This window comes from Opitutia bacterium (assembly GCA_016217545.1).
Lineage (GTDB): Bacteria > Verrucomicrobiota > Verrucomicrobiia > Opitutales > Opitutaceae > Didemnitutus.
This window is the reverse complement of record JACRHT010000013.1, coordinates 14,254-34,489: the sequence shown is the minus strand read 5'-3', so window position 1 is coordinate 34,489 and position 20,236 is coordinate 14,254. Positions and strand designations below refer to the sequence as shown.

The 20,236-nt window shown below is 65.9% G+C and carries 25 protein-coding genes; 21 read left to right on the top strand and 4 right to left on the bottom strand.

Annotation, left to right across the window (positions count from 1 at the left end):
• Positions 1-211: 211 nt before the first annotated feature.
• From HZA32_12370 to HZA32_12360, 3 genes are read right to left on the bottom strand one after another with little or no spacing between them, the layout of a single operon-like run.
• Complete coding sequence (locus HZA32_12370; GenBank protein ID MBI5424868.1) at positions 212-1,480, bottom strand: response regulator; 1,269 nt, start codon at positions 1,478-1,480, stop codon at positions 212-214.
• A gap of 4 nt (positions 1,481-1,484) precedes the next feature.
• The gene (locus HZA32_12365) at positions 1,485-2,672 is read right to left on the bottom strand and encodes a chemotaxis response regulator protein-glutamate methylesterase (protein MBI5424867.1); all 1,188 of its coding nucleotides are present in this window, start codon (positions 2,670-2,672) and stop codon (positions 1,485-1,487) included.
• On the bottom strand, positions 2,669-3,499 hold the full coding sequence (locus HZA32_12360) for a protein-glutamate O-methyltransferase (protein ID MBI5424866.1): 831 nt from the start codon (positions 3,497-3,499) through the stop codon (positions 2,669-2,671). The genes HZA32_12365 and HZA32_12360 overlap by 4 nt, the downstream gene beginning before the upstream one ends.
• A 221-nt stretch (positions 3,500-3,720) precedes the next feature.
• Between HZA32_12360 and flgB the strand changes: the two genes are divergently transcribed.
• The 10 genes from flgB (at position 3,721) to HZA32_12310 (ending at position 11,080) form a co-directional block, all read left to right on the top strand.
• Positions 3,721-4,104: a flagellar basal body rod protein FlgB gene (gene flgB, locus HZA32_12355; GenBank protein MBI5424865.1), complete on the top strand. Its 384-nt coding sequence runs from the start codon at positions 3,721-3,723 to the stop codon at positions 4,102-4,104.
• Positions 4,105-4,115: 11 nt separating this feature from the next.
• A complete protein-coding gene (gene flgC, locus HZA32_12350; protein MBI5424864.1) occupies positions 4,116-4,529 on the top strand; it encodes a flagellar basal body rod protein FlgC in 414 nt (137 codons plus the stop codon).
• Between the two features lie 4 nt (positions 4,530-4,533).
• Positions 4,534-4,890 carry a flagellar hook-basal body complex protein FliE gene (fliE, locus tag HZA32_12345; protein MBI5424863.1) on the top strand — a complete coding sequence of 119 codons (357 nt, stop codon included), beginning with the start codon at positions 4,534-4,536 and terminating at the stop codon, positions 4,888-4,890.
• A gap of 89 nt (positions 4,891-4,979) precedes the next feature.
• Complete coding sequence (gene fliF, locus HZA32_12340; protein ID MBI5424862.1) at positions 4,980-6,578, top strand: flagellar M-ring protein FliF; 1,599 nt, start codon at positions 4,980-4,982, stop codon at positions 6,576-6,578.
• A 125-nt stretch (positions 6,579-6,703) separates the two neighbouring features.
• Positions 6,704-7,723, top strand: coding sequence for a flagellar motor switch protein FliG (fliG, locus tag HZA32_12335; protein ID MBI5424861.1), 1,020 nt, complete (start codon positions 6,704-6,706; stop codon positions 7,721-7,723).
• A 172-nt stretch (positions 7,724-7,895) separates the two neighbouring features.
• Positions 7,896-8,483: a flagellar biosynthesis protein gene (locus HZA32_12330; protein MBI5424860.1), complete on the top strand. Its 588-nt coding sequence runs from the start codon at positions 7,896-7,898 to the stop codon at positions 8,481-8,483.
• Positions 8,480-8,710 (top strand): hypothetical protein, encoded by a 231-nt coding sequence (locus HZA32_12325; GenBank protein ID MBI5424859.1) that lies wholly within the window; start codon positions 8,480-8,482, stop codon positions 8,708-8,710. The genes HZA32_12330 and HZA32_12325 overlap by 4 nt, the downstream gene beginning before the upstream one ends.
• Positions 8,707-10,029: a FliI/YscN family ATPase gene (locus tag HZA32_12320; protein MBI5424858.1), complete on the top strand. Its 1,323-nt coding sequence runs from the start codon at positions 8,707-8,709 to the stop codon at positions 10,027-10,029. The genes HZA32_12325 and HZA32_12320 overlap by 4 nt, the downstream gene beginning before the upstream one ends.
• Positions 10,026-10,478, top strand: coding sequence for a flagellar FliJ family protein (locus HZA32_12315; GenBank protein ID MBI5424857.1), 453 nt, complete (start codon positions 10,026-10,028; stop codon positions 10,476-10,478). The genes HZA32_12320 and HZA32_12315 overlap by 4 nt, the downstream gene beginning before the upstream one ends.
• Positions 10,475-11,080 (top strand): hypothetical protein, encoded by a 606-nt coding sequence (locus tag HZA32_12310; protein ID MBI5424856.1) that lies wholly within the window; start codon positions 10,475-10,477, stop codon positions 11,078-11,080. Before HZA32_12315 ends, HZA32_12310 begins: the two co-directional genes overlap by 4 nt.
• Before the next feature lie 11 nt (positions 11,081-11,091).
• Here the strand turns inward: HZA32_12310 and HZA32_12305 are convergent, their stop codons facing one another.
• Entirely contained in the window at positions 11,092-12,417 is a 1,326-nt protein-coding gene (locus HZA32_12305) for a hypothetical protein (protein ID MBI5424855.1), read from the bottom strand.
• Here HZA32_12305 and HZA32_12300 point away from each other — a divergent pair.
• The 11 genes from HZA32_12300 (at position 12,407) to HZA32_12250 (ending at position 20,233) form a co-directional block, all read left to right on the top strand.
• Entirely contained in the window at positions 12,407-13,039 is a 633-nt protein-coding gene (locus HZA32_12300) for a hypothetical protein (GenBank protein ID MBI5424854.1), read from the top strand. The genes HZA32_12305 and HZA32_12300 overlap by 11 nt on opposite strands.
• A gap of 4 nt (positions 13,040-13,043) precedes the next feature.
• Positions 13,044-13,526: a flagellar hook capping protein gene (locus tag HZA32_12295; protein MBI5424853.1), complete on the top strand. Its 483-nt coding sequence runs from the start codon at positions 13,044-13,046 to the stop codon at positions 13,524-13,526.
• A gap of 32 nt (positions 13,527-13,558) precedes the next feature.
• On the top strand, positions 13,559-14,422 hold the full coding sequence (locus HZA32_12290) for a flagellar hook-basal body complex protein (GenBank protein MBI5424852.1): 864 nt from the start codon (positions 13,559-13,561) through the stop codon (positions 14,420-14,422).
• A gap of 23 nt (positions 14,423-14,445) precedes the next feature.
• Positions 14,446-15,084 (top strand): flagellar basal body-associated FliL family protein, encoded by a 639-nt coding sequence (locus HZA32_12285; protein ID MBI5424851.1) that lies wholly within the window; start codon positions 14,446-14,448, stop codon positions 15,082-15,084.
• A 10-nt stretch (positions 15,085-15,094) separates the two neighbouring features.
• Positions 15,095-16,159 carry a FliM/FliN family flagellar motor switch protein gene (locus HZA32_12280; protein ID MBI5424850.1) on the top strand — a complete coding sequence of 355 codons (1,065 nt, stop codon included), beginning with the start codon at positions 15,095-15,097 and terminating at the stop codon, positions 16,157-16,159.
• Entirely contained in the window at positions 16,140-16,391 is a 252-nt protein-coding gene (gene fliN / locus HZA32_12275) for a flagellar motor switch protein FliN (protein MBI5424849.1), read from the top strand. Before HZA32_12280 ends, fliN begins: the two co-directional genes overlap by 20 nt.
• Entirely contained in the window at positions 16,388-16,801 is a 414-nt protein-coding gene (locus tag HZA32_12270; GenBank protein ID MBI5424848.1) for a flagellar biosynthetic protein FliO, read from the top strand. Before fliN ends, HZA32_12270 begins: the two co-directional genes overlap by 4 nt.
• Before the next feature lie 21 nt (positions 16,802-16,822).
• Positions 16,823-17,671 (top strand): flagellar type III secretion system pore protein FliP, encoded by an 849-nt coding sequence (gene fliP, locus HZA32_12265; GenBank protein MBI5424847.1) that lies wholly within the window; start codon positions 16,823-16,825, stop codon positions 17,669-17,671.
• Between the two features lie 104 nt (positions 17,672-17,775).
• A complete protein-coding gene (gene fliQ, locus HZA32_12260; GenBank protein ID MBI5424846.1) occupies positions 17,776-18,045 on the top strand; it encodes a flagellar type III secretion system protein FliQ in 270 nt (89 codons plus the stop codon).
• Between the two features lie 121 nt (positions 18,046-18,166).
• Complete coding sequence (locus HZA32_12255) at positions 18,167-18,919, top strand: flagellar biosynthetic protein FliR (protein MBI5424845.1); 753 nt, start codon at positions 18,167-18,169, stop codon at positions 18,917-18,919.
• A gap of 201 nt (positions 18,920-19,120) precedes the next feature.
• A complete protein-coding gene (locus HZA32_12250) occupies positions 19,121-20,233 on the top strand; it encodes an EscU/YscU/HrcU family type III secretion system export apparatus switch protein (protein ID MBI5424844.1) in 1,113 nt (370 codons plus the stop codon).
• Positions 20,234-20,236: the final 3 nt, after the last annotated feature.

The following is a 20,236-nucleotide window of genomic DNA, read 5'->3' as shown; positions in this document are numbered from 1 at the left end:
GCAACGGTTTGCCCAGCTCCGCTTCCTTCAAGATCCCGAGGATCTGCTCCTCGGTGTGGTGCTTCTTCATGTCGGGTGTCGGTTTGGTATTACACCCGGATTTCTCACTCAAACCACTTCAGCGGGAGGGGAGCAGGTCAGAAGCTCTCGCTCCTTTTCTGGCGGCTTGCGCGCGCAGGCCTGAGGCCCGGCGTCCCTCGGCGCGGCGCGCTCAGCTGTAGACCAGCAGGCGCTGCGAGATGGGGGCGATGTTGTTGTGATCGCGGATTTTCGCGATCGTGGCCGGACCGAGGGCCTGGCCTTCGCCGATCAACAACAGGCCGTGCGGGCTGTAGATGCCGGTGGCGAGCACCATGCCGGGCTCGAGTTCGTCGAGGAGGATTTCGCGGACTTGGCGCGGGAGGTGGACGAGTTGCGTGACCTTGAGGAAAAGGCGGACGGCCTCGGGGTCGAACTTCGTGCCGGAGCGCGCGAGGATGGCGTCGATCGTGGATTGCTTCGGTGCGGACGATTCGACGAAGCCGACGGCGACGGCGAGACAGCGCGCGGGCCACGGGATAATTTTGCCGGCGAGGCCATCAGGGAAGCCGGTGCCGTCGAAATTCTCGTGGTGCGCGCGGATTACTTCGCCGACTTCGGGGCGCGGGTCGACAAGCGAGGCGAGCGTCTGGCTGTAGATCGGGTGGTTGTGCAACGTGCCGCGTTCGCGGTCGGTGAGTTGCGCGGGATTCGTGCGGAAGGTGCGGAGCAGCTCGCGCGAGACGCCGATGAGGCCGAGGTCGCAGAGCCATGCGGCGGATTTGAGCGCGTGCTTCTCGGCGTCGGTGAACGGGCCGTTGTCGGCCATCTTGGTGGCGAACTCGACGAGCGCCTTGGCCTGACCGCCGAGCGTGGGATCGTAGGCGGTGAGGATGCGGCGGCAGAGTTCGAGCGAGCTCTCGTAGCGCGCGCCGAGTTCCTGGTTGGCGGCGTCGAGGCTCTGGCGTTTCTGCTCAAGGGCCGCGACCTGCTTCTCGAGTTGGCTATTGGCCATCATCAGCTGCGCGTTCAGCTGCTGGGTCTGCGCCATGAGCGCTTCGTTGTGGGTGACGAGGTCGTGGCGCTGGATGGCGTTGCGGACGGTGGCGAGGAGTTCCTCGCGGAGCCACGGCTTCGCGACGAAGCGGAAGATTTCGCCCTTGTTGATCGCGTCGACGATCGTCGGCAGCGAGAGGACGGCGGTGATGAGAATGCGCGAGGCGTGCGGCCGGAAGCGGCGGCTCTCGATCAGAAAATCGAGACCGAGCATCTCGGGCATCTTCTGATCCGAGATGATGACGGCGAAATCGCGCTCCTCGAGAATCGCGAGGGCCTTGATCGGGCTGGAGCAGGAGACGACTTGGTAGCGTTCGCGTTCGAGCGTTTCCTTCAATGCGCCAAGGACGATCGGCTCGTCGTCGACGATCAGGATGGAGGGTGACTGGTTGACAGGACCGGACATGGGATCAGCCGCTCAGCACCGGAACGGCGGCAGGGTGAGGCGCGGCTTCGCAACGGCCGACAAGATAGGGAGCGATGCGCTCGAGGGCGATTTGAATCTGGGCGGCGCCGCAATCCCACGCGGCTTTCGGCATGCCGTAGACGACGCACGAGGCTTCGTCCTGGGCAAAGGTGGTGGCGCCTTTCTCGCGGAGCTTCTTGAGGCCCTCGGCACCGTCCTTGCCCATGCCGGTGAGGATGCCGGCGACGGCGCGCGGGGCGGCGCCGCAATCGGCGGCGGACTTGAAAAGCAGGTCGACGGCGGGGCGTTGGTGCCAGACCGGCGGACCGTCGACGACGCGCACGCGGTAGCCGTCGCCCGCCCACTGGAGCATCATGTGGAAATTGCCGGGGGCGATCAGCGCGAGGCCGGGCGTGACGCGGTCGCCATCGACGGCTTCACGGACCTCGAGTTGGCAGAGGGAATTCAGGCGATCGGCGAAGGCCTTGGAGAACGTCGCCGGGATGTGCTGCACGATCGCGATGCCCGGCAAGTCGCCCGGCAGGCGGGTGAGCACGTCGCGGAGCGCTTCGGTGCCGCCGGTGGAGGCGCCGAGTAGGATGATGGCGCGCGGGTCCAGCTGGCGGAGGCGCGACGGATCAATGCGGGTTTTCGCCACGGCGGGCGTGAGGGCCGGGACGTAGCGGACGGGTTTCGGCGCGGGCGCGGCTGCCGTTGTCGCGGTGGCGGGACTCGATGCGGCGTGGGTGGCGGGCGCGGGATCGGCGGACGGAGGGAGCGGGCGCACGCGCGCTTGCGCGGCGGTTTTGACCTTCGCGATGAGTTGCGGGCCAAGGTTGCCGAAGGAGAACGAGCCGCTCGGTTTGCCGAGAACGTCGACGGCGCCGAGGCGGAGCGCCTCGAGGGCGTATTCGGAGCCGCGCTGCGTGAGCGAACTCATCACGATGACCGGGATCGGGCGGCGCTCCATCAGCAGACGCAGGAACGTGAGGCCGTCCATGCGCGGCATTTCGAGGTCGAGCGTGAGGACGTCGGGCGAGAGCTCCTTGAGCTTGTCGCGCGCCATGTAGGGATCGATGGCGGTGCCGACGACTTCGATCTCGGGATCGGCGGCGAGGGCTTCGCTGGCGAGTTTCCGGACGACGGCGGAGTCGTCGACGATGAGCACCCGGATTTTTTTCGGTGCGGTCATGGCTTGAGCGGACGCCGGTAGATCGCCGGTTTGACGAGTTGGAGAGAGTGTTTGATGCCGGTGAGGCTTTCGCTGTGGCCGACGAGGAGGTAACCGCCGGGGACCAAGCGGCGCGTGAGCTTGTTGACGAGTTCCTCCTGCGTGGGGCGATCGAAGTAGATCATCACGTTGCGGCAGAAAATGACTTGGAACGAATCCTTGAACGGCGGCTCGCCCTCGAGGAGGTTCAGATGCTGGTAGTTCACCTGAGAGCGGATTTCCGGGCGCACGCGGTAGTTGCCTTCCTGCGGGCCGACGCCGCGCTGGAAGTAGGTTTTGATCGTGGACTGCGGGAGCTTGGCGACCACGTCGTCGCGGTAGATCGCGTTGCGCGCTTTCTCGAGGATGCGGTGCGAGATGTCCGTCGCTTCGATGCGCCAGTTCCAGCCGCTGGTGCGCGGCAGGGCTTCGGCAAGCGTCATGGCGATGGAGTAGGGCTCCTCGCCGGAGGAGCTGGCGGCGCTCCACACGTAGAATTGCGACCAGCGCTCCGTGCGGTGGCGCGCGAGCATTTCCGGCACGATGTGCGAGCGGAGGTAGTCGAAGTGCGCGTTCTCGCGGAAGAAGAACGTGTGGTTCGTAGAGATGGCGTCGATCAGGTGCGCGAGCTCTTCCTCGGCTTGGCCGGATTTGAGCAGGTCGCAGTAGTGGCCGATGCTGTCGGTCTTCGTGGCGCGGAGCCGTTTGCCGAGACGCGCGGCGACCAGCTCCCGTTTGTCGGGGCCAAGCTGGATGCGGCTGCGTTCGTAAACGAGCGTGCGGATGAAATCGAACTCGCTGTCCCTCATGAGGCTTTGTCCCCATCCATCGGCCCAAACGGGCGGGGCTGTAGTTTTACGCTCCGGAAATTCTCCGGACGCCTCCGCGAGGGCGGGCAATTTCTGCCGGGGAACGACCTAGCTGTCGCCCAATTGGCCGGCGCGTTCGGGAGTTTCGGCCTATTTCGCTGATATTGTGTGGCTTGGAGGGGTGGGGCGTGCACTGGCATGCGCCGTGTTTACGCGAGGGTATGGTCGACCCCATCTTTCAATCCGCCAACTACGCCGTAGCCCGGAAACTCCTCGATGCGGCCGCCCTGCGCCAGGAAGCGATCGCTGCCAACATCGCCAACGCCGAAACGCCCGGCTATCGGCGCTTGGACGTCAGCACGGATTTTTCGGAGCAGTTGAAGGCCAGCTTGAAGACCGGCGATTTCGACCGCGCCGCCGAGCTGAAGCCGAAACTCGCCGAGGACGCCCATGCGCGCGCCGTGCGCCCGGACGGCAACACCGTCGAGATCGAGCACGAGCTGCTCGCGATGAACAAGAACTCCGCCGAATACGAATTCCTCAGCGAAGTCGTCTCCCGGAACATCAAGCAGCTGAAGCTCGCCATCACCGGCCGCCAATACTGAGCCGCTGACCCATGGACCTCATCCCCGGCATCCAAGTCACCTCCGGCGCGCTCGCGGCCCAGCGCATGCGCCTCGACATCGTCGCGCAGAACATCGCCAACGCCCAGACGACCCGCACCGCCGACGGCGGCGCCTACAAGCGCCAGATCGTTTCCTTCGAGACCGAGCTCGTGAAGCGCACCGGCGGCGCCTCGCTCACCACCGTCCGCATCGGCGGCGTGCAGAGCGACAAGTCGCCCGGCCAACAAGTTTACAACCCCCAGCATCCCGACGCCGGCCCGGACGGCCTCGTCACGATGCCCAACGTCAACCTCGCCTACGAAATGGTGGACCTCATCACGGCCTCCCGCGCCTACGAGGCGAACCTCTCCGTCGCCAAGAACTCGCGCAACCTCGCGATGAAGACGCTCGAGATCGGCAAGTAATCCCATGTCTCCCGTCGGCTCCGTTTATTCCTCCCTCGTTCCCCAAGCCATGGCGCGCGCCGAGGCGCTGCGCGAGAAGCAGGCCGCCGCCGGCGCCATCGGGTCGCTGCCCGACGGCATGCGCGCCGCCGCGCCGACCTCGAACGGCTTCAGCGAAATGCTCGGCGGACTCGTCGACACCGTCAGCTCGAAGCAGGCCGAAGCCAGCCAGCTCACGCAAAAGGTCCTCATGGGCGAGACCGACCAGCTTCACCAATCCGTCATCGCCATGCAGGAAGCCGGCGTCGCGTTCTCCCTCATGGTCGAGGTGCGCAACAAGCTCGTCGAATCCTACCAGGAATTGATGCGCATGCAGGTGTGAGCCCGCCGCCTGAATCGTTCTCGTTCTCGTTCTCATTCTCTTTCTCGTTCTCCCGAACTTTCTCTTTCCGCTCCCGCGCCTAACGCCGCATGAAAAACTTCGCCGCCTCCCTGCTCGCCCTCTGGCAACAGCTTGGCCTCAACCAACGCGTCTCGCTCATCGTCGCCGCCCTCGGCGTGATCGGCGCGATGATCGCGCTCGTCATGTGGTCGCGCCGCCCCGATTACCAGCTGCTCTACGCCCGCCTCGCCGAGAAGGACGCCACCGCGATCATCAGCGAACTCCAGACGCGCAACATCCCTTACCAAGTCACCGCCGGCGGCACCGCCGTGCAGGTCCCGGCCGACCAAGTCTACAAGCTCCGCATGGATCTCGCCTCGAAGGGCCTCCCGAGCGGCGACGGCGTCGGTTTTGAAATCTTCGACAAGGGCCAGTTCGGCCTCTCGGACTTCGTCCAGCGCACCAATTACCTCCGCGCCATCCAAGGCGAACTCGCCCGCACCATCACGCAGCTCCAAGGCGTCCGCGCCGCGCGCGTCATGATCGTGCAGCCGGAAAACCGGCTCCTCCTCACCGACCAGGGCGTGCGCTCCACCGCCTCCGTCTTCGTCGACATGGGCGGCGGTCGCCTCGACACCGAGGGCGTCAACGCCATCCGCCACCTCGTCGCCAACGCCGTCCAAGGCCTCACGCCCGACACCGTCGCCGTCGTCGACAACCGCGGCCGCGTGCTCTCCGAGGAACTCAAGCAGGACCCGTCGCTCGGCAACGCCTCCTCGCAGATGCGCTACAAGCAACAGGTCGAGGATTACCTTTCCAAGAAAGTCGAGACCATGCTCGGCGCCGTCATCGGGCCGGGCAACGCCGTCGTCCGCGTCTCCGCCGACATCGACACCGAGTCGACGACGCAGATGCAGGAAAAATTCGATCCGGACGGCCAGGTTGTCCGCACGCAGACGATCACCGAGGATAATTCCAACTCCGCCGAAACCCGCACCAACGGCGGCGCCACCGGCGTGAGCGCCAACGTCCCGGAAAAGACGGTCGCGGCCGAAACCGCCAAGCCGGTCAACACCACCGAGCAATCGCGCAAGAACCGCACCACCGCTTACGAGATCAACCGCACCACGACGAACATCACGCGCAATCCGGGCACGATCAAGAACGTGACCGCCTCCGTGATGATCGCGCCGCGCCTCGTCCCGCCGCCCGCCGGTTCGCCGGCCGGCACGCAGCCCACGCAACAGAAACGCACGCCCGAGGAACTCACCGCGTTGCGCCAAGTGGTCGTCAACGCGCTCGGCCTCAAGGCCGCGCCCGGCCAGGAACTCGACTCGATCGTCGCGTTGCAGGAACTGCCCTTCGCCGTCGAGCCCGTGGCCGAGACCGTCTCCGCCATCCAGAGCGAGACGCGCATGCAAGGCTGGATCGAGGTCGCCTCGCGCTGGGCCGCCGTCGCCGGCGCCGCGATCGTGCTCCTCGTTTTCCTCCGCCTCCTCTCGAAGCAGAAGCCCGAGACCGTCCCGGTCGAAGTCTTCGCCATGCCGCCCGACATCGCCGCCCGCCAGCTCCAGAACGGCTCCGCGATCACGCCGGACATGCTCAACCAACTCATCCGGCAGAAACCCGCCAACATCGGCACGGCGCTCCGCGACTGGGTCGCCAACCCGCCCGCCGCCAAGAATTGATCCCGTGAAAAGTCCAGAGCTCAGAGCCCAGAGCCCAGAGACGAGCGGCCCGGCCAACCGGACCGCTCTCTGCGTCGCGGCTCTTTCTCTCAGCTCTCAGCTCTCAACTCTCAGCTAGTTCTCCCATGGCCGACATCGATTTCACCAAGCTCAACCGTCAGCAGAAGCTCGCCGTCTTCCTGATTTGCATCGGGCCCGAGGCCGCCGCCGAGGTGCTGAAACAATTCGACGACGCCGAGATCGAGATGCTGTGCCGCGAGATGTCGACGTTCACGATGATTCCCGAGGCCACGCAGAAGCAGGCGATGGAGGAATTCAGCTCGATCGTCGCCACCAGCGTCGGCTCCGCGCTCGGCGGCCTGCCCTTCGCGCAACGCACGCTCGAGATCGCCAAGGGCGACTACAAGGCCCAATCGATCATCGGCCGCGTCGGCCCCGTCGCCGGCAGCTCCATCGAGATCATCAGCGACATCGCCGAGATGGAAGGCCGCCAGATTTTCAATCTCATCAAGCACGAGCAGCCGCAGACGATTTCCTTCGTCTTGTCGTATCTCGATCCGGCGAAGTCCGCCGAAGTGTTTGCCCTGCTCAGTCCCGACCTCCGCGAGGAAGTCGTCGAGCGCCTCGGCACGATAGAGTCCACGTCGCTCGACCTCGTGGGCAAAATCGTGCGCTCCCTCGGCAAGCACTTCGACACGAAGGTGCGCACCGCCTTCCACCGCAGCGGCGGCGTCCGCGCGGTCGCCGGCCTGCTCAACTCCCTCGACAAGGACATGTCGAAGAACCTGCTCGCCCGCATCGAGGAGCGCAACGCGACCCTCGGCGCCGCGATCCGCAAGAAGCTCTTCAGCTTCGAGGACCTCAACCGCCTCGCCGCCGCCGACCTGCAGCGCGTGCTGCGCGAAGTCGACTCCGGCAACCTCGCCATCTCGATGAAGTCCGCCAGCGAATCGCTGCGCGAAAAAATCTACGCCGGCCTCTCCAAGCGCGCCGCCGAAGGCCTCAAGGAGGAAATCGAACTCCTCGGGCCCGTCCGCCTCAAGGACGTCGAAGCCGCGCAGGACGTCATCATCCAGGCCGTCCGCCGCCTCGAGGAAGAGGGCCAGATCTCCCTCGATTCCGAGTCGCAAGCACTCGTCGCCTGACGCCCATGACGCCGTCGCCCACCTCCGCCACCACCGAACCGCTCCGCGCCATCATGCGGAGCTTCGAGTTTGGCGTGTCCGCCGCGTCGCGCCCGGCCACGGTGCGCTCGCGTCCGGTTCGCTCGCGGGCGCGCGTGGTGGCTTTCCCGGTTTCCCCGATCCGCTCTTCCAAATCCTGACCGTGGGCTACGCCAAACTCATCGCCTTCGACCGCCCGCTCGCCGCCGCCGTGCTGCCCGGCCAGGGACGCATCTACACCGAGGCCGAGGTCGCCGCCAAATGCGAGGAAGCCTACCGCCGCGGCGTCGACTCCGCCCGCGCGCTCGCCGACCAGCAGATGGTCGAGTTCCGCGCCGACATGGGCCAGCTCAGCGAAGGCGTGTTGCACAAACTCTCCGCGATCGAGCCTTCGCTCGTCACGCAACTTCGCGACGCCCTCCCGGCGCTCGCGGTCGACATCGCGCACCGCCTCCTCGCCGGCTACGAGCCGCCGGTCGAGACGATTGAGCGCCTCTGCCGCGAAGCGCTCGAACAGCTCTTCCCCGAGCGCGAAGGCCTCGAACTCTCGCTCGCCCCGCGCGACGCCGAACTGCTCACCGCGCTGAATCCCGATTGGATGAAGCGTTATCCGGGCCTGCAAGTCCGCGTCGACGGCACGCTCCGCCCCGGCGACTGCCTCGTCCGCTCGCGCTTCGGCCTCACCGACGCCCGCCAGGAAACCAAGCTCGCCGCCCTCAGCCACTCCCTCACCGGCGCATGAATCCCCGCCTCCAGCTCCTGCCGCCGTGTAACCTAATAGGTTACACTTTCCGCGCACTCTCGAGTGAAAACGCGCCGAGGCCGGCCGCGACTTGTAACCTATTAGGTTACACTTTCTGCGGCGCGGGCGACGCGACGGATTTCGATCGCTCCGGCGTTTCGCCGGGATTCGGCGCGGAGATCCTCAACCTCACCGACGAGATCGGCTTCGGAGGCGATTGCGCATGAACGCCGCCGTCGCACCGCTTGTCGATGTGCTCCGCACGCAGGTCAAGCACCTGCCGGCGGTGCAGCGCGTCGGCGCGGTCACGGGTGTCGCCGGCCTCATCATCGAGTCCGAAGGCCCGAACGTCGGCCTCGGCGAACTTTGCAACGTCCGCTCGCCGCGCACCGACTTCACCGTCCGCGCCGAGGTCGTCGGCTTCCGCGAACACCGCGTGCTGCTCATGCCGCTCGGCGACACGTCCGGCCTGCACGTCGGCTGCGAAGTCGCCGCCGCCGACCGTCCGCCGCTGCCGCGCCCCGGCCCGGAGTTGCTCGGCCGCGTGCTCGATGCGCTCGGTCGTCCGTTCGACGAACTCGGTTTGCTCCCCGTCGACCGCACGGAGCGCGACCACACGCCGCCGCACCCGCTGCGCCGCCAGCGCATCAAGGAAGCACTCACGACCGGCGTGCGCGTGCTCGACACCTTCACGCCGATCGGACGCGGTCAGCGTCTCGGCATCTTCGCCGGCTCCGGTGTCGGTAAGTCCACTTTGCTCGGCATGATCGCGCGCGGTTGCTCGGCCGACGTGGTCGTCATCGCGCTCGTCGGTGAGCGCGGTCGCGAAGTCCGCGAGTTCCTCGAGAAGGACCTCGGCCCCGAGGGCCTGAAGCGCTCTGTCGTCGTCGTCGCCACTTCCGACACACCCGCGCCGTTGCGCCTGCGTGCTGCGTTCACGGCGACGTCGATCGCCGAGGCGTATCGCGATCAGGGCAAGAACGTGATGCTGATGATGGACTCGGTGACGCGTTTCGCGATGGCGCAACGCGAGATCGGCCTCGCCATCGGCGAACCTCCCGCGACGCGCGGCTACACGCCGTCGGTTTTCGCGCTGCTGCCGCGCCTGCTCGAGCGCTCCGGCGCCGGCGAGAACGGCGCGATCACCGCGCTCTACACCGTGCTCGTGGAAGGCGACGACATGAACGAGCCCGTCGCCGACGCCGTCCGCGGTATTCTTGACGGACACTTGGTGCTCTCGCGCCAGCTCGCGCATTTCAATCACTACCCCGCGGTCGACGTGCTCGAATCCGTCAGCCGTCTGACGCGCGACGTCTGCACGATCGACGAGGTGGATGTCGCCGCCAAGGCCCGCGAGCACCTCGCGCTCTACCGCAAGAACGAGGATCTCATTTCCATCGGCGCCTACCAAAAGGGCGCCAACGCCGCGCTCGACCAGGCGATCACGCTGCACGAGCCGCTGCGCAAATTTCTCCGTCAGGGCGTCCATGAGCACACGGCCCGCGCGGAATCCTTCAAGCTGCTCAGGAAGATCCTCGTGCCATGAAACGTTTCCGTTTTCCCCTCCGGCCCGTGGCCGTCATCCGCGCGCACAAGGAGCTGCGCGCTCGCGAGGCGTTCGCCGCCTCGGTCCATGTTTACGTGCAAGCCGAAGAGTCGCTCGCGACCACGCGCACGCGGGTGGCCGAGCTCGCGCAAACGCTGTTCGACGGACGCGGGGGCACGTTTCTCGCCGCCGATGCCGCGTCGCTCTTCCGCACCTACCGCAGCGAGTGCGAAGAGGAAGTGCAGGCAGAGCGCAAAGTCATCGAGGCGCGCGATGTGATGCACAAGCGCCGCGCGGAATACCTCGATGCGAGCCGCCAGCTCAAGGTCGTCAACAAGCTCGAGGAAAAAGCGCGCTCCGTCCATCGCGCCGCCGCGCTCGTCGAGGACCAGAACGCGATGGATGATTTCGCCGGCTTCCGGTCGGTGCGCCGCACTCTCTTCTCATGACCAAGCTCGCTCAAAATCCCGCGATCGTCGTTTTTCTCGCGCTGATGTCCGGCATGGCCGCCGGCTTGGGCTGGTTCTGGCGCGCCGGCGACGCCATCATCGCGCACGCCGCCGCGACGCGCGCCGCGTCGGTGAAGACGCAGAAGGCCCAGGGCTGGGATTTCTGGACGATCGAAATCGACAACCTCGCCTCCGAGTTGAAGGGCGAGAAGGAACGCCTGCGCAAACAGGCCGAGCAGCTCGACCAGCGCGCTGCCCGCCTCTCGGCGGAACAGCAGGAACTCGACAAGGTCCGCGCCGATCTCGAGCGGATGCGGAAGGAAATTTCCGACAAGGTCGTCGAGATCAACGCCGACGAGGCGAAGAACCTCAAGACCCTCGCCACCACCTACGCCAATCTCACGCCGCGTGCCGCCGTCGCGATCATCAAGGAACTCGACGACACCACCGCCGTTAAAATCCTCTCGCTGATGAAGCCCGACACGGTGTCGCCGATCTTCGAGGAGATGAGCAAGACCGCCACCGTCGACGGCACGCTCGCGCGCCGCGTCGCCATCCTTTCCGAAAAACTGCGTCTGATGAAGGCCGCCAAGCCGGCCTGATTCGCCCACACTCAATCGTGCGCCACGGATGGCGCGCACGAATTCCACGGAAGGAAGCCCTGCATGACGACTTCCTTCCCCAGCACTTCCCCCGCCGAAATCTCGCTCAGTGCGAGTTCGACCGTTCCCTCCGCGCTCACCGGCGATCTCGCCGCGCTGCTCGGCGCCAGCGCTTCGGAGTCGCCGGTCGCGACCAATAGTCCGGCCTGCGCGGCGTCCGATTTCGGCGCGTTGCTCGGTGGCGATACGGCGACGCCCGCTCCCGTGGCGCCACAGCCGGCGACAAGCCCTGTTTCTACACCGGTCGCCAACCCCGGCACCGTGGCCACCGCTCCCGGCGTGCGCACCGTCACTCCGACGACCGCGACGTCCGTGCCGCCATCGCCGACGAGTGTGGCAATACCTACGAGCGTGGCACCGTCCAAGAACGTGCCGCCGTCGTCGACTCGAGGCGCGCCGACCGATGCTCGCGGCATCGCGCGCGGCGTGAACGTTGCGGCGGTGTCCGGCGACAGCGATGAGGCGATGCCCGAAGCGTCGCCCGCCGTGACGGCGACGATGCCGGATCGCGCGACTCTCGAGGCCGTCGCGGCGCTGCTCGCGCCCGTTGCCGCGCTGGTCGCGCCGCCTCCGGCGGAAGCTCCTCTCACTCCGGTCGCCACTTCGCCCGACGAGCACGGCGCGGAAAATGCCGACGACGACACTTTGCCCGGCGGTGTTCCTTCGACCGTTGAGGCGCTTCGCGGCGGCGCGATCGCCTTGAGCGTGACGTTGCCCGAGCGGACGACGCCCGCGCCGGCGCCCGGCCAGCCGTTCGCTTCCGCGAGCGCGCCCGAGGTGGTGGACGCGACGGCAGCGGCACCGCAGACCGAAGCCGCTCCGACTTCGCCCGCGACCGTTTCCGAAACGATGGTTGTTCCGACCGCGACGAGCCGGCCTGCGACGTCGACCGAGCCGCGTCCGACTCCCATCGTTCGCGCATCGACTCCGGTTCGCCCGACGACTCCTGGCCTGCCGGTTTCATCGGCGCCGGACCAGGCGCCCCTGCAAGTGGAGGCGTCGGTCGAGCTTCCGGAAGGTGTGGTCGTTGCGCTGGCTTTGCCGACGGCGCCGGTCGTCGAAGGCCAGGTCGCGTCGAAGAACGTGCCTGCGACCGAGTCCGTCGCACCGCGCGCGGAAAATTCTGCCGCTTCGAACCCCGAGTCGCCGGAGATCGATTTCGGCGAAAAAAAGTCCGCCGGAAAAAACTTTCTAACTGCGGATAAGCAGGAGCTTAGCTTGCCGGAAAAGAAAGCTGGCATCGGCGTTGCTGAAACGCGTCCGACCATGCTCTTCATTCCGCACGACACCTTCTCCGCCGTCTCGCCGACGGTCCCGGCGATCGTGTCCGTCGTGCCGGCGCAGACGCAGGTCGTGGCCGCTGGTTCGCCCGAGCCGATGCCGCAGCTGGTCGCGGCTTCGTTTGCGAAGCGCGCTGTGGAGACGGTCACCAACGTCGTCGACGCCCAGGCCGCCTCGAAGCTCCAGCCCGTGCCGAGCGTCCAGCTGAAGTTCAAGTTTGGCACCGAGGATCTGGCCGTCCGCGTCGAGCTCCGCAACGGCACCGTCCGCACCGAATTCCGCACGGATTCCCCTGAGTTGCGCGCCGCGATCTCGAACGAGTGGAAGGCCGTCGCCGCGCAGCCCGAGAGCGCGCTGCGTTTCCTCGAGCCCGTGGTCTCGCCCACCTCGTCGCCGCAGACCGGCACGGGGTCGTTCGCGCAGCAACAGCACCAGCAATCGCCCGGGCAATCCGCTGCGCAGCAGCAACAGCAGCAAAATCAGCAGCAGGCGCGCGCGCAGGAATTCTTCGGCAGCATCGCCCGCTCCACGCCTTTCCAGCCGCGCGATGGCGGCGCCGCCACCAGCGCCGCGCCCGTCGTGCTGCCCACGTCCGTCCACCTTTCCGCCGTCGCTTAATCCCATGTCCGTCACCAGCGCCACCTCCACCTCGTCCAAGAACGTCGGTTACTCCGATCTCTACAACTCCAGCGGCGGCACCGCGCGCAAAGTCACCAAGACGCTCGGTTCCGACGAATTCATGAAGCTGCTCGCCGTGCAGTTCCAGCAGCAGGACCCAATGAAGCCGATGGAAGACACCGCGTTCATCGCGCAGATGGCGCAGTTCTCCGCCCTCGAGCAAAACAAGACGATGGCCACGCAGATGGCCGCCCTGCGCGCTGACCAGCAGCTGCTGATGGGCAACAGCTACATCGGCCGCACCGTCACCGTCGAGGACGACAAGGGCAAGTCCGTGACCGGCGTCGTCACCGCCCTCGACAACGACGCCACCAACGGCGTGTCGCTCAAGATCGGCGACAAATCCTATCCCCTTTATTCGGTTCGACGGATCGAGCCGACCGCAACCCAGCAGAGCAGCACCGCAACGGACGGCACGTCGGCCTAAACCAGAAAACTTCCAAACATCCTCAACTCACCATGGCACTCATCGGCACACTCACCTCCGGCGTCAGCGCCCTTCGCACGTTCAGCAAGGGCCTCGAAGTCATCGGCAACAACATCGCGAACATCAACACGACCGGCTACAAGTCGTCGCAAGCGAGCTTCGCGGAGAGCTTCTCCAACACGCTGCGCGGCTCCGCGCCGTCGAACGGCACGGCCTCGAGCCAGTCTGCGATCCAAGTCGGCACGGGCGTGCAGCTCGCCGGCATCAGCACCAACTTCTCGCAGGGCGCGCTCACCAGCACGGGCGTGACGACCGACATCGGCATCTCCGGCCGCGGCTTCTTCGTCGTCAACGACGCCACCAGTGGCACCTCCTACGCCACGCGCGATGGCTCCTTCCGCATCGACGACAACGGCTACGTCGTCACGCAAAGCGGTCTCCGCCTCCAGGGCCTCACGGGCGCGGTCCCGCCGACCGCCGTCGGCGACATCCGCGTCGGCCAGAACAACCCCACTGGCGCCGAGCTCAAATCCATCTCCATCGACAAGCAGGGCAACCTCGTCGAGTTCTTCTCCGACGGCACGTCGGCGACGACGAACAAGCTGCAGCTGCAGAATTTCAACGACACCTCCGCGCTCACCCGCGAGGGCAACAACCTCTACTCGGGCCTCGCGGCCGCGGGTCCGGTCGGCGGCGGCATCCTCGCCGGCAACAACGACCCGGGCTCCGACGGCCTCGGCAACGTGCAGTCGGGCGTCCTCGAATCCTCGAACGTCGACCTGACCGCGCAGTTCTCCGACCTCATCACCACGCAGCGTTCCTTCCAGGCCGGTTCCCGTCTCATCACGGTTTCCGACACCGTCCTCGAAGACATCGTCAACCTGAAGCGCAGCTGAGCTTCGCCTAACCGCCCGCCGCCATGGCCGAGAAAAAAGACGCCAAGGAATCGAAGGACTCCGCGCCGGCTGCTCCCGCCGCCGACTCTGCTCCCGCCGAAAAGAAGAAAGGCGGCGGCGGCCTCTCCGCGTGGTTGCCCGCGATCGTGGCCATCTTGCTCGCGCCGGCGGCGACGTTCGGTGTCGCCGAATACGTGCTGCTGCCGCGCCTCCAAGCCAAGCTCGGCGCTCCCGCGGCCGACGCCCACGGCAAAGCCGAAGCCGGCGCCGAGCACGAAGAGCCCGCCGAAGAGGCGCCCGCGAAGGAAGAAAAGGGCGGCCACGGCGGCAAGGAAGGCAAGGGCGAGGGCAAGGACACCGGCGGCAACTACGAGTTCTCCAACGTCGTCGTGAATCTCGCCGGCACCATGGGCACGCGTTACCTGAAGACCAGTTTCATCGTGACCGGCGTCGGCGGCAAAAGCGTGAAGGGCGTCTTCGAAACCCAGAAGGCCAAGCTCACCGACATCACGCTCAACGTCCTCTCGTCGCTCACGCTCGCCGACCTCGAGGAGCCCGGCTCCAAGAACGTCCTGCGCGAGAAACTCGTCGCCGCCTACAACCAGGCGCTCGGCAAACGCCTCGTCGAGCAGGTGTATTTCTCGGACTTCGTGATCCAGTAAGGCTGCGACCATGGCCGACGACCCGCAAAAGACTGCCAGCGAGTTTCTCGATCAATCCGAGATCGACAAACTGCTGGCACAGACCTCCGTCGACGCCGGACCGAAGAGCATGCTCATCCGCGCCGACGGGCGGCGCGGCGATGCGAAGGCGGTCAGCAAGGTAGAAGCCTACGACTTCCGGAATCCGGTTTTCCTCTCCGAAGTCGAACTTCGCCGCCTGCGTCTGCTGCACGAGGACTTCATCCGCTACCTGAGCGCGCGTCTCTCGCTGTTTCTCCGCATGGAGTTCGGCCTGAAGATGGCGCAGCTCACGACGGTCACCTACTCGAAGTTCACCGAGTCGCTGCCGAGCCCGACGCACATCTGCCTGTTCAAGGCCGAGCCGCTGATCGGCGTCGGCGTGCTCGACATCAATCCGCGCCTCGCGCTCACCATCGCCGACCGCCTGCTCGGCGGCCGCGGCCACTCCGTGAAGGCCGAGCGCTACCTCACCGAGATCGAAGTCGCCCTGCTCGAGGACGTGATCGTTATCGTGCTCGAGGAATGGTGCGGCCAATGGAAGGCCGAGCAGGACCTGCGCCCGCTCATCGTCGGCCACGAAAACAACGGCCGCTTTCTCCAGACCTCGCCCAAGGACGCCATCGTCCTCGCGCTGACGCTCGAGGTGAATTTCGGCGATTGCTCCGAGCAGATTCAGCTCGGTGTGCCCTACTACACGATCGAGCCGCTCGTGAAAAAGATGCAGGCGCGCCGGGCTAAGGATTCCCAAGTCACCACCGTCGAGAAGCGCGCCGCCTGGCAGAAGGCCTACGACCACATCTCCATGCCCGTGCGCGCGGAGTGGGAGGCGTTCGAACTTTCCCTGCGCGAAGTGAGCAGCCTGCGTGTCGGCGACGTCATCGAGATGCCGACCGACCTGATGCAGCGCACCCGCGTCTTGCTGAACGGCACGCCGAAATTCATCGGCACCGTCGGCCTCGATTCCGACCACGTGGCGGTGCAGCTCACAAAGAAGATCCCGCTCAACCCGGAGGACATTTCCCATGGCAAACCTGATGGACGAAAAAGCTCTTGATATCGTTTTGGACGTAAAGGTGAAGGTGACCGTGCAACTCGGCTCCTGCATGCTGCCGATGCGCGACGTCCTCGAACTCTCCTCCGGCTCCGTCGTGCAGCTCATGCAGCACGCCAGCGACCCGGTCGGCCTCTACGTGAACGACAAGCTCGTCGCCTACGGCGAAGTCGTGGTCGTCGAAGACAATTTCGGCATCAAGATCACCGAACTCGTCGGCAGCCCGAAGGCATGATCCGCCGGCTCGCCATCGCCGCCTGCGCGCTCGCCGCGCTCAGCCTCGCTGCCTTCGCGCAAGAAAAGCCGAAGGAGTCCGACATCATCCGTCCGCGCAACGCCGTGTCCGGCGACGCGCCGGCCACTTCGGCCACGAAGTCGGGCGACTCGAACTACGTGCTTATCGTCCTCGCCGCTGGCGCCGCAGCCGCGGGCGGTTGGATGCTCTGGCGCCAACGCCGCACTCCCGGTGGCATCGCCGGTCGCGATGCGCGCAAGTTGACCATCGCCGAGAGCCGCTCGCTCGGTAACCGCCAATACCTCGTGGTCGCCGACTACGAAGGGAAGAAATTCCTCCTCGGTGTCTGCCCTGGCAGCATCTCGCTGTTGAAGTCGCTCGACGAGGACGAGCGCGACCCGCGCGATTGACGCGCCCCGTCACGGACGACCATGCGACGTTTCGCCCAAATTTTTCTCTGTCTCGCGCTCGGCGTGTTGCCGCTCGCAGCCCAGACTGCAGCACCGCAGTCGGGACAATCCACGACGCTGACGCCGCCCACCGGACTGCTCGTGCAGCCGACCGGCCCGAGCGCGTCGAGCCCGACCGCCACCACCACGGCCAACGATCCGCTCCGCCTCTCGATCAATCTCGAAGGCGCGGAAAAGCCCGCGCAGATGAGCGTCGCGGTGCAGATCGTGCTGATGATGACGCTGCTCTCGGTGGCGCCGTCGCTGGTGCTGCTGATGACGAGCTTCACGCGCATCGTGATCGTGCTCGGCTTCGTGCGCACGGCGCTCGGCGTGCCCAGCGCACCGTCGAATCAGATCATCGTCGGCCTCTCGCTCTTCCTCACCTTTTTCATCATGGGCCCGGTGTTCGACCGTGTGAACAACGAGGCGCTGCGTCCGTATCTCGACAACAAGATCACGTCGAACGAAGCGCTCGATCGCGGCGCGGCGCCGCTGCGGGATTTCATGCTGAAGCAGACGCGCACGCGCGACTTGGAGTATTTCCTCGAACTCGGCGGCTACGGCCCGACGGCGGTGAAGGACCTGCCGCTGCGCGTCGTGATCCCCGCGTTCGTGATCAGCGAGCTGCAGACGGCGTTCCAGATGGGATTCCTGCTGTTCCTGCCGTTCCTCATCATCGATTTCCTCGTGTCGTCGGTGCTGATGGGCCTCGGCATGATGATGATGCCGCCGAACGTCGTCTCGCTGCCATTCAAGCTGCTGCTGTTCGTCCTCGTCGACGGCTGGCACCTGATCGTGAAGTCGCTCGTGCAGAGCTTCGCGACGTGAGGAGAAGTCCAGAGCCAAGAGTCTAGAGTCCGACCCATTTCCAACGCCGTGCCGCTTCTCTTTTTTCTCTCAGCACTCAGCTCTAGACTCTCAGCGTTTCCCGCATGAACCCCGAACTCGCCATCGACCTCTTCAAGTCCACGGTGCTCTTCGCGCTCTACATCGTGGCGCCGTTTCTCGGCCTGCTGCTGGTGGTCGGTCTCATCACGAGCCTTTTCCAGTCGATCACTTCGATGCAGGAAAACACGCTGACCTTCGCGCCGAAATTGATCGCGCTCGCGGGACTCGCCGTGCTGCTCGCGCCGTGGCTGCTGCGCAGCCTCACCGAGTTCACGCTCGCGGTGTTCGCGAAGATGCCGGCGCTGGCGCACTGAGGAAAAGCTTGGAGCCTAGTGCTGAGAGACCGAACCAGTTGCTCCGATCACTCGACGCTGCCTTGGGCTCTCAACCCTCAACTCTCAACCCTCAACCCGGCGGCCTTCCCGCCGCCGTTTCGTGACCATCGGCTACCTGCTCACCTGGATGATGGTGTTCCTGCGGGGACTCGGTGTGATCATCCTGCTGCCGTCGCTCGGCGGTCATCCGCCGCCGGTGATCGTGCGCGCGGCGATGGCCATGTGTCTCGCGACGCTGCTGACCGGACTCGTGCCCGCGGCCCAGCTGCCGCTCGACATCTGGCACCTCGCGCTGGCGTTTGGCGGAGAATTGTTGCTCGGGATCGCGCTCGGTTTCGTGGGACGGATGGCGTTTGCGGCGATCGAAATGGCGGGCCGCATGGTTTCGTCGGAGATCGGTCTCGCTGGCACGCCCGGGTTCGGCACGCCGGAGATCAGCTCGGAAGTCGTGGCCGGTTTCCTGTCGGTGCTGGCGACCGTCTTGTTTTTTCTGTTTGGAGCGCACCTGCTCGTGATCGGCGCCTTCGCGAAGAGCTTCACGCTCGCGGCGCCGGGGCACCCGATGCTGGCGAGCGGGGCGGGGGACGAGTTGATCCGCGACACCGGGCACGTGATCGAGCTCGGTTTGCGCATTTCGGCGCCGTTCATCGCGCTGAACTTCCTCATCACGCTCGCGTTTTCGGTGCTCGGCCGCGCCGTGCCGAAGATGCAGGTTTTCGTGCTGAGCTTCTCGTTGCGTGCGATCATGGGTCTCGGCCTGCTGGCGAGCGCCGGTGCGCTGATCGGGCGCTACCTTTACGTGGAGTTTTCGGATCTGCCGATCCAGATGCTCCAAATCCTGCCGGCGCGTTGACGGACGGCGGGGCCGGGAGAACATCCCCGCGGAAATGAGGCAATTTTTGCCTTAAGTTTTGCGGCCTCCGGACGAAGTGCCTGTTGGAACGTTTTTGCGAGGCGGGAATAAATTTAAAACGTTGATGAACTGCGCGTAGCAGGCGGTGGCAGACCCTTGGCATCGGCGTTGCTCAAGTGGGTCGGACAAACACCCGCCACGATGGCAGACACCGACAACGACCAAAAAACAGAGCAACCGACCGAGAAGCGTCTCACCGAGGCCGCGGAAAAGGGTCAGTTCGCGAGGAGCCAGGAGCTCACGGTCGTGTTCACGCTGACGGCGGCCCTGGGAGCGCTCGCGTTCACGGTGCGGCAGAGCGCCAACGAGGTCGCCGAATATTCGGTGATGATGTTCACGAATTTCCGGCTGATGCAGGTGAACACGGACACGTTTCCGCTCCTGCTCGGCAACATCCTGCTCACGTGCGCGAAGGTCGTGCTGCCCGTCCTCGTCGCTTGCGCCGGCGCCGCGATGCTCGCGGGAGGTTTCCAGAGTGGATTCCGCCTTTCCGCCAAGGTGCTCACGCCGAAGCTCGACCAGCTCAACCCGGTCGCCGGCCTCCAGCGCCTGTTCTCGAAAGCCACCTGGGTGCGTTCCGGCATCGACGTGCTGAAGCTCATCGCGATCGGCTACGCGCTGTATCTCGGCGCCCGCACGCTGCTCGAGGATCCGCTGTTCACCGCGCCGGTCGAGGCCGCGTATCTCGGCACCTTCTTGCGCGAAGCTTCCACGGCGTTCTTCGGCCGCCTGCTTCTCTCGCTCGGCGTCATCGCCGCGATCAGCTACGGCTGGGAAAAATTCAAAACCCACCGCGACATGATGATGACGCGGCAGGAAGTGAAGGATGAGGCCAAGAACTCCGAAGGCGACCAGCACGTGAAGGGCGCGATGCGCCGCATGGCCCGCCGACTCCTGCAAAGGCAGATGCTCGAGTCCGTGGCCACGGCCGACGTCGTCGTGACGAACCCCACGCACTTTGCCGTCGCGCTGAAATACGAGCGCGGCGTCGACAAGGCCCCGGTCATCCTCGCGAAGGGCGAGAATCGTTTCGCGCAGCGCATCAAGGCGCTCGCCGCCGAACACGGCGTGCCGACGGTCGAGAACAAGCCGGTCGCGCGCCTGCTCTTCGCGATGGGCAAGGTCGGCGAGGCGATCCCGCCGGAGCTCTACCAGGCCGTCGCGCAGATCCTCGCGGTCGTTTACCGCACGCACCGCTACTACTTCCACCAGCTGAAGACGCGCCGCCTCACGGCCGGAACCAACGCCGCCTAAGCC

What these genes read in the sequence shown, in the direction of transcription:
- HZA32_12280 (MBI5424850.1), top strand. Translation starts at nt 15,095, where the DNA reads ATGGCCGACGACCCGCAAAAGACTGCCAGCGAGTTTCTCGATCAATCC.
- HZA32_12370 (MBI5424868.1), bottom strand. Translation starts at nt 1,480, where the DNA reads ATGTCCGGTCCTGTCAACCAGTCACCCTCCATCCTGATCGTCGACGAC.
- fliN (MBI5424849.1), top strand. Translation starts at nt 16,140, where the DNA reads ATGGACGAAAAAGCTCTTGATATCGTTTTGGACGTAAAGGTGAAGGTG.
- HZA32_12270 (MBI5424848.1), top strand. Translation starts at nt 16,388, where the DNA reads ATGATCCGCCGGCTCGCCATCGCCGCCTGCGCGCTCGCCGCGCTCAGC.
- HZA32_12360 (MBI5424866.1), bottom strand. Translation starts at nt 3,499, where the DNA reads ATGAGGGACAGCGAGTTCGATTTCATCCGCACGCTCGTTTACGAACGC.
- fliP (MBI5424847.1), top strand. Translation starts at nt 16,823, where the DNA reads ATGCGACGTTTCGCCCAAATTTTTCTCTGTCTCGCGCTCGGCGTGTTG.
- HZA32_12285 (MBI5424851.1), top strand. Translation starts at nt 14,446, where the DNA reads ATGGCCGAGAAAAAAGACGCCAAGGAATCGAAGGACTCCGCGCCGGCT.
- HZA32_12295 (MBI5424853.1), top strand. Translation starts at nt 13,044, where the DNA reads ATGTCCGTCACCAGCGCCACCTCCACCTCGTCCAAGAACGTCGGTTAC.
- fliQ (MBI5424846.1), top strand. Translation starts at nt 17,776, where the DNA reads ATGAACCCCGAACTCGCCATCGACCTCTTCAAGTCCACGGTGCTCTTC.
- HZA32_12365 (MBI5424867.1), bottom strand. Translation starts at nt 2,672, where the DNA reads ATGACCGCACCGAAAAAAATCCGGGTGCTCATCGTCGACGACTCCGCC.
- HZA32_12250 (MBI5424844.1), top strand. Translation starts at nt 19,121, where the DNA reads ATGGCAGACACCGACAACGACCAAAAAACAGAGCAACCGACCGAGAAG.
- HZA32_12320 (MBI5424858.1), top strand. Translation starts at nt 8,707, where the DNA reads ATGAACGCCGCCGTCGCACCGCTTGTCGATGTGCTCCGCACGCAGGTC.
- HZA32_12310 (MBI5424856.1), top strand. Translation starts at nt 10,475, where the DNA reads ATGACCAAGCTCGCTCAAAATCCCGCGATCGTCGTTTTTCTCGCGCTG.
- HZA32_12315 (MBI5424857.1), top strand. Translation starts at nt 10,026, where the DNA reads ATGAAACGTTTCCGTTTTCCCCTCCGGCCCGTGGCCGTCATCCGCGCG.
- flgB (MBI5424865.1), top strand. Translation starts at nt 3,721, where the DNA reads ATGGTCGACCCCATCTTTCAATCCGCCAACTACGCCGTAGCCCGGAAA.
- fliG (MBI5424861.1), top strand. Translation starts at nt 6,704, where the DNA reads ATGGCCGACATCGATTTCACCAAGCTCAACCGTCAGCAGAAGCTCGCC.
- HZA32_12300 (MBI5424854.1), top strand. Translation starts at nt 12,407, where the DNA reads ATGCTCTTCATTCCGCACGACACCTTCTCCGCCGTCTCGCCGACGGTC.
- HZA32_12325 (MBI5424859.1), top strand. Translation starts at nt 8,480, where the DNA reads ATGAATCCCCGCCTCCAGCTCCTGCCGCCGTGTAACCTAATAGGTTAC.
- fliE (MBI5424863.1), top strand. Translation starts at nt 4,534, where the DNA reads ATGTCTCCCGTCGGCTCCGTTTATTCCTCCCTCGTTCCCCAAGCCATG.
- fliF (MBI5424862.1), top strand. Translation starts at nt 4,980, where the DNA reads ATGAAAAACTTCGCCGCCTCCCTGCTCGCCCTCTGGCAACAGCTTGGC.
- HZA32_12305 (MBI5424855.1), bottom strand. Translation starts at nt 12,417, where the DNA reads ATGAAGAGCATGGTCGGACGCGTTTCAGCAACGCCGATGCCAGCTTTC.
- flgC (MBI5424864.1), top strand. Translation starts at nt 4,116, where the DNA reads ATGGACCTCATCCCCGGCATCCAAGTCACCTCCGGCGCGCTCGCGGCC.
- HZA32_12290 (MBI5424852.1), top strand. Translation starts at nt 13,559, where the DNA reads ATGGCACTCATCGGCACACTCACCTCCGGCGTCAGCGCCCTTCGCACG.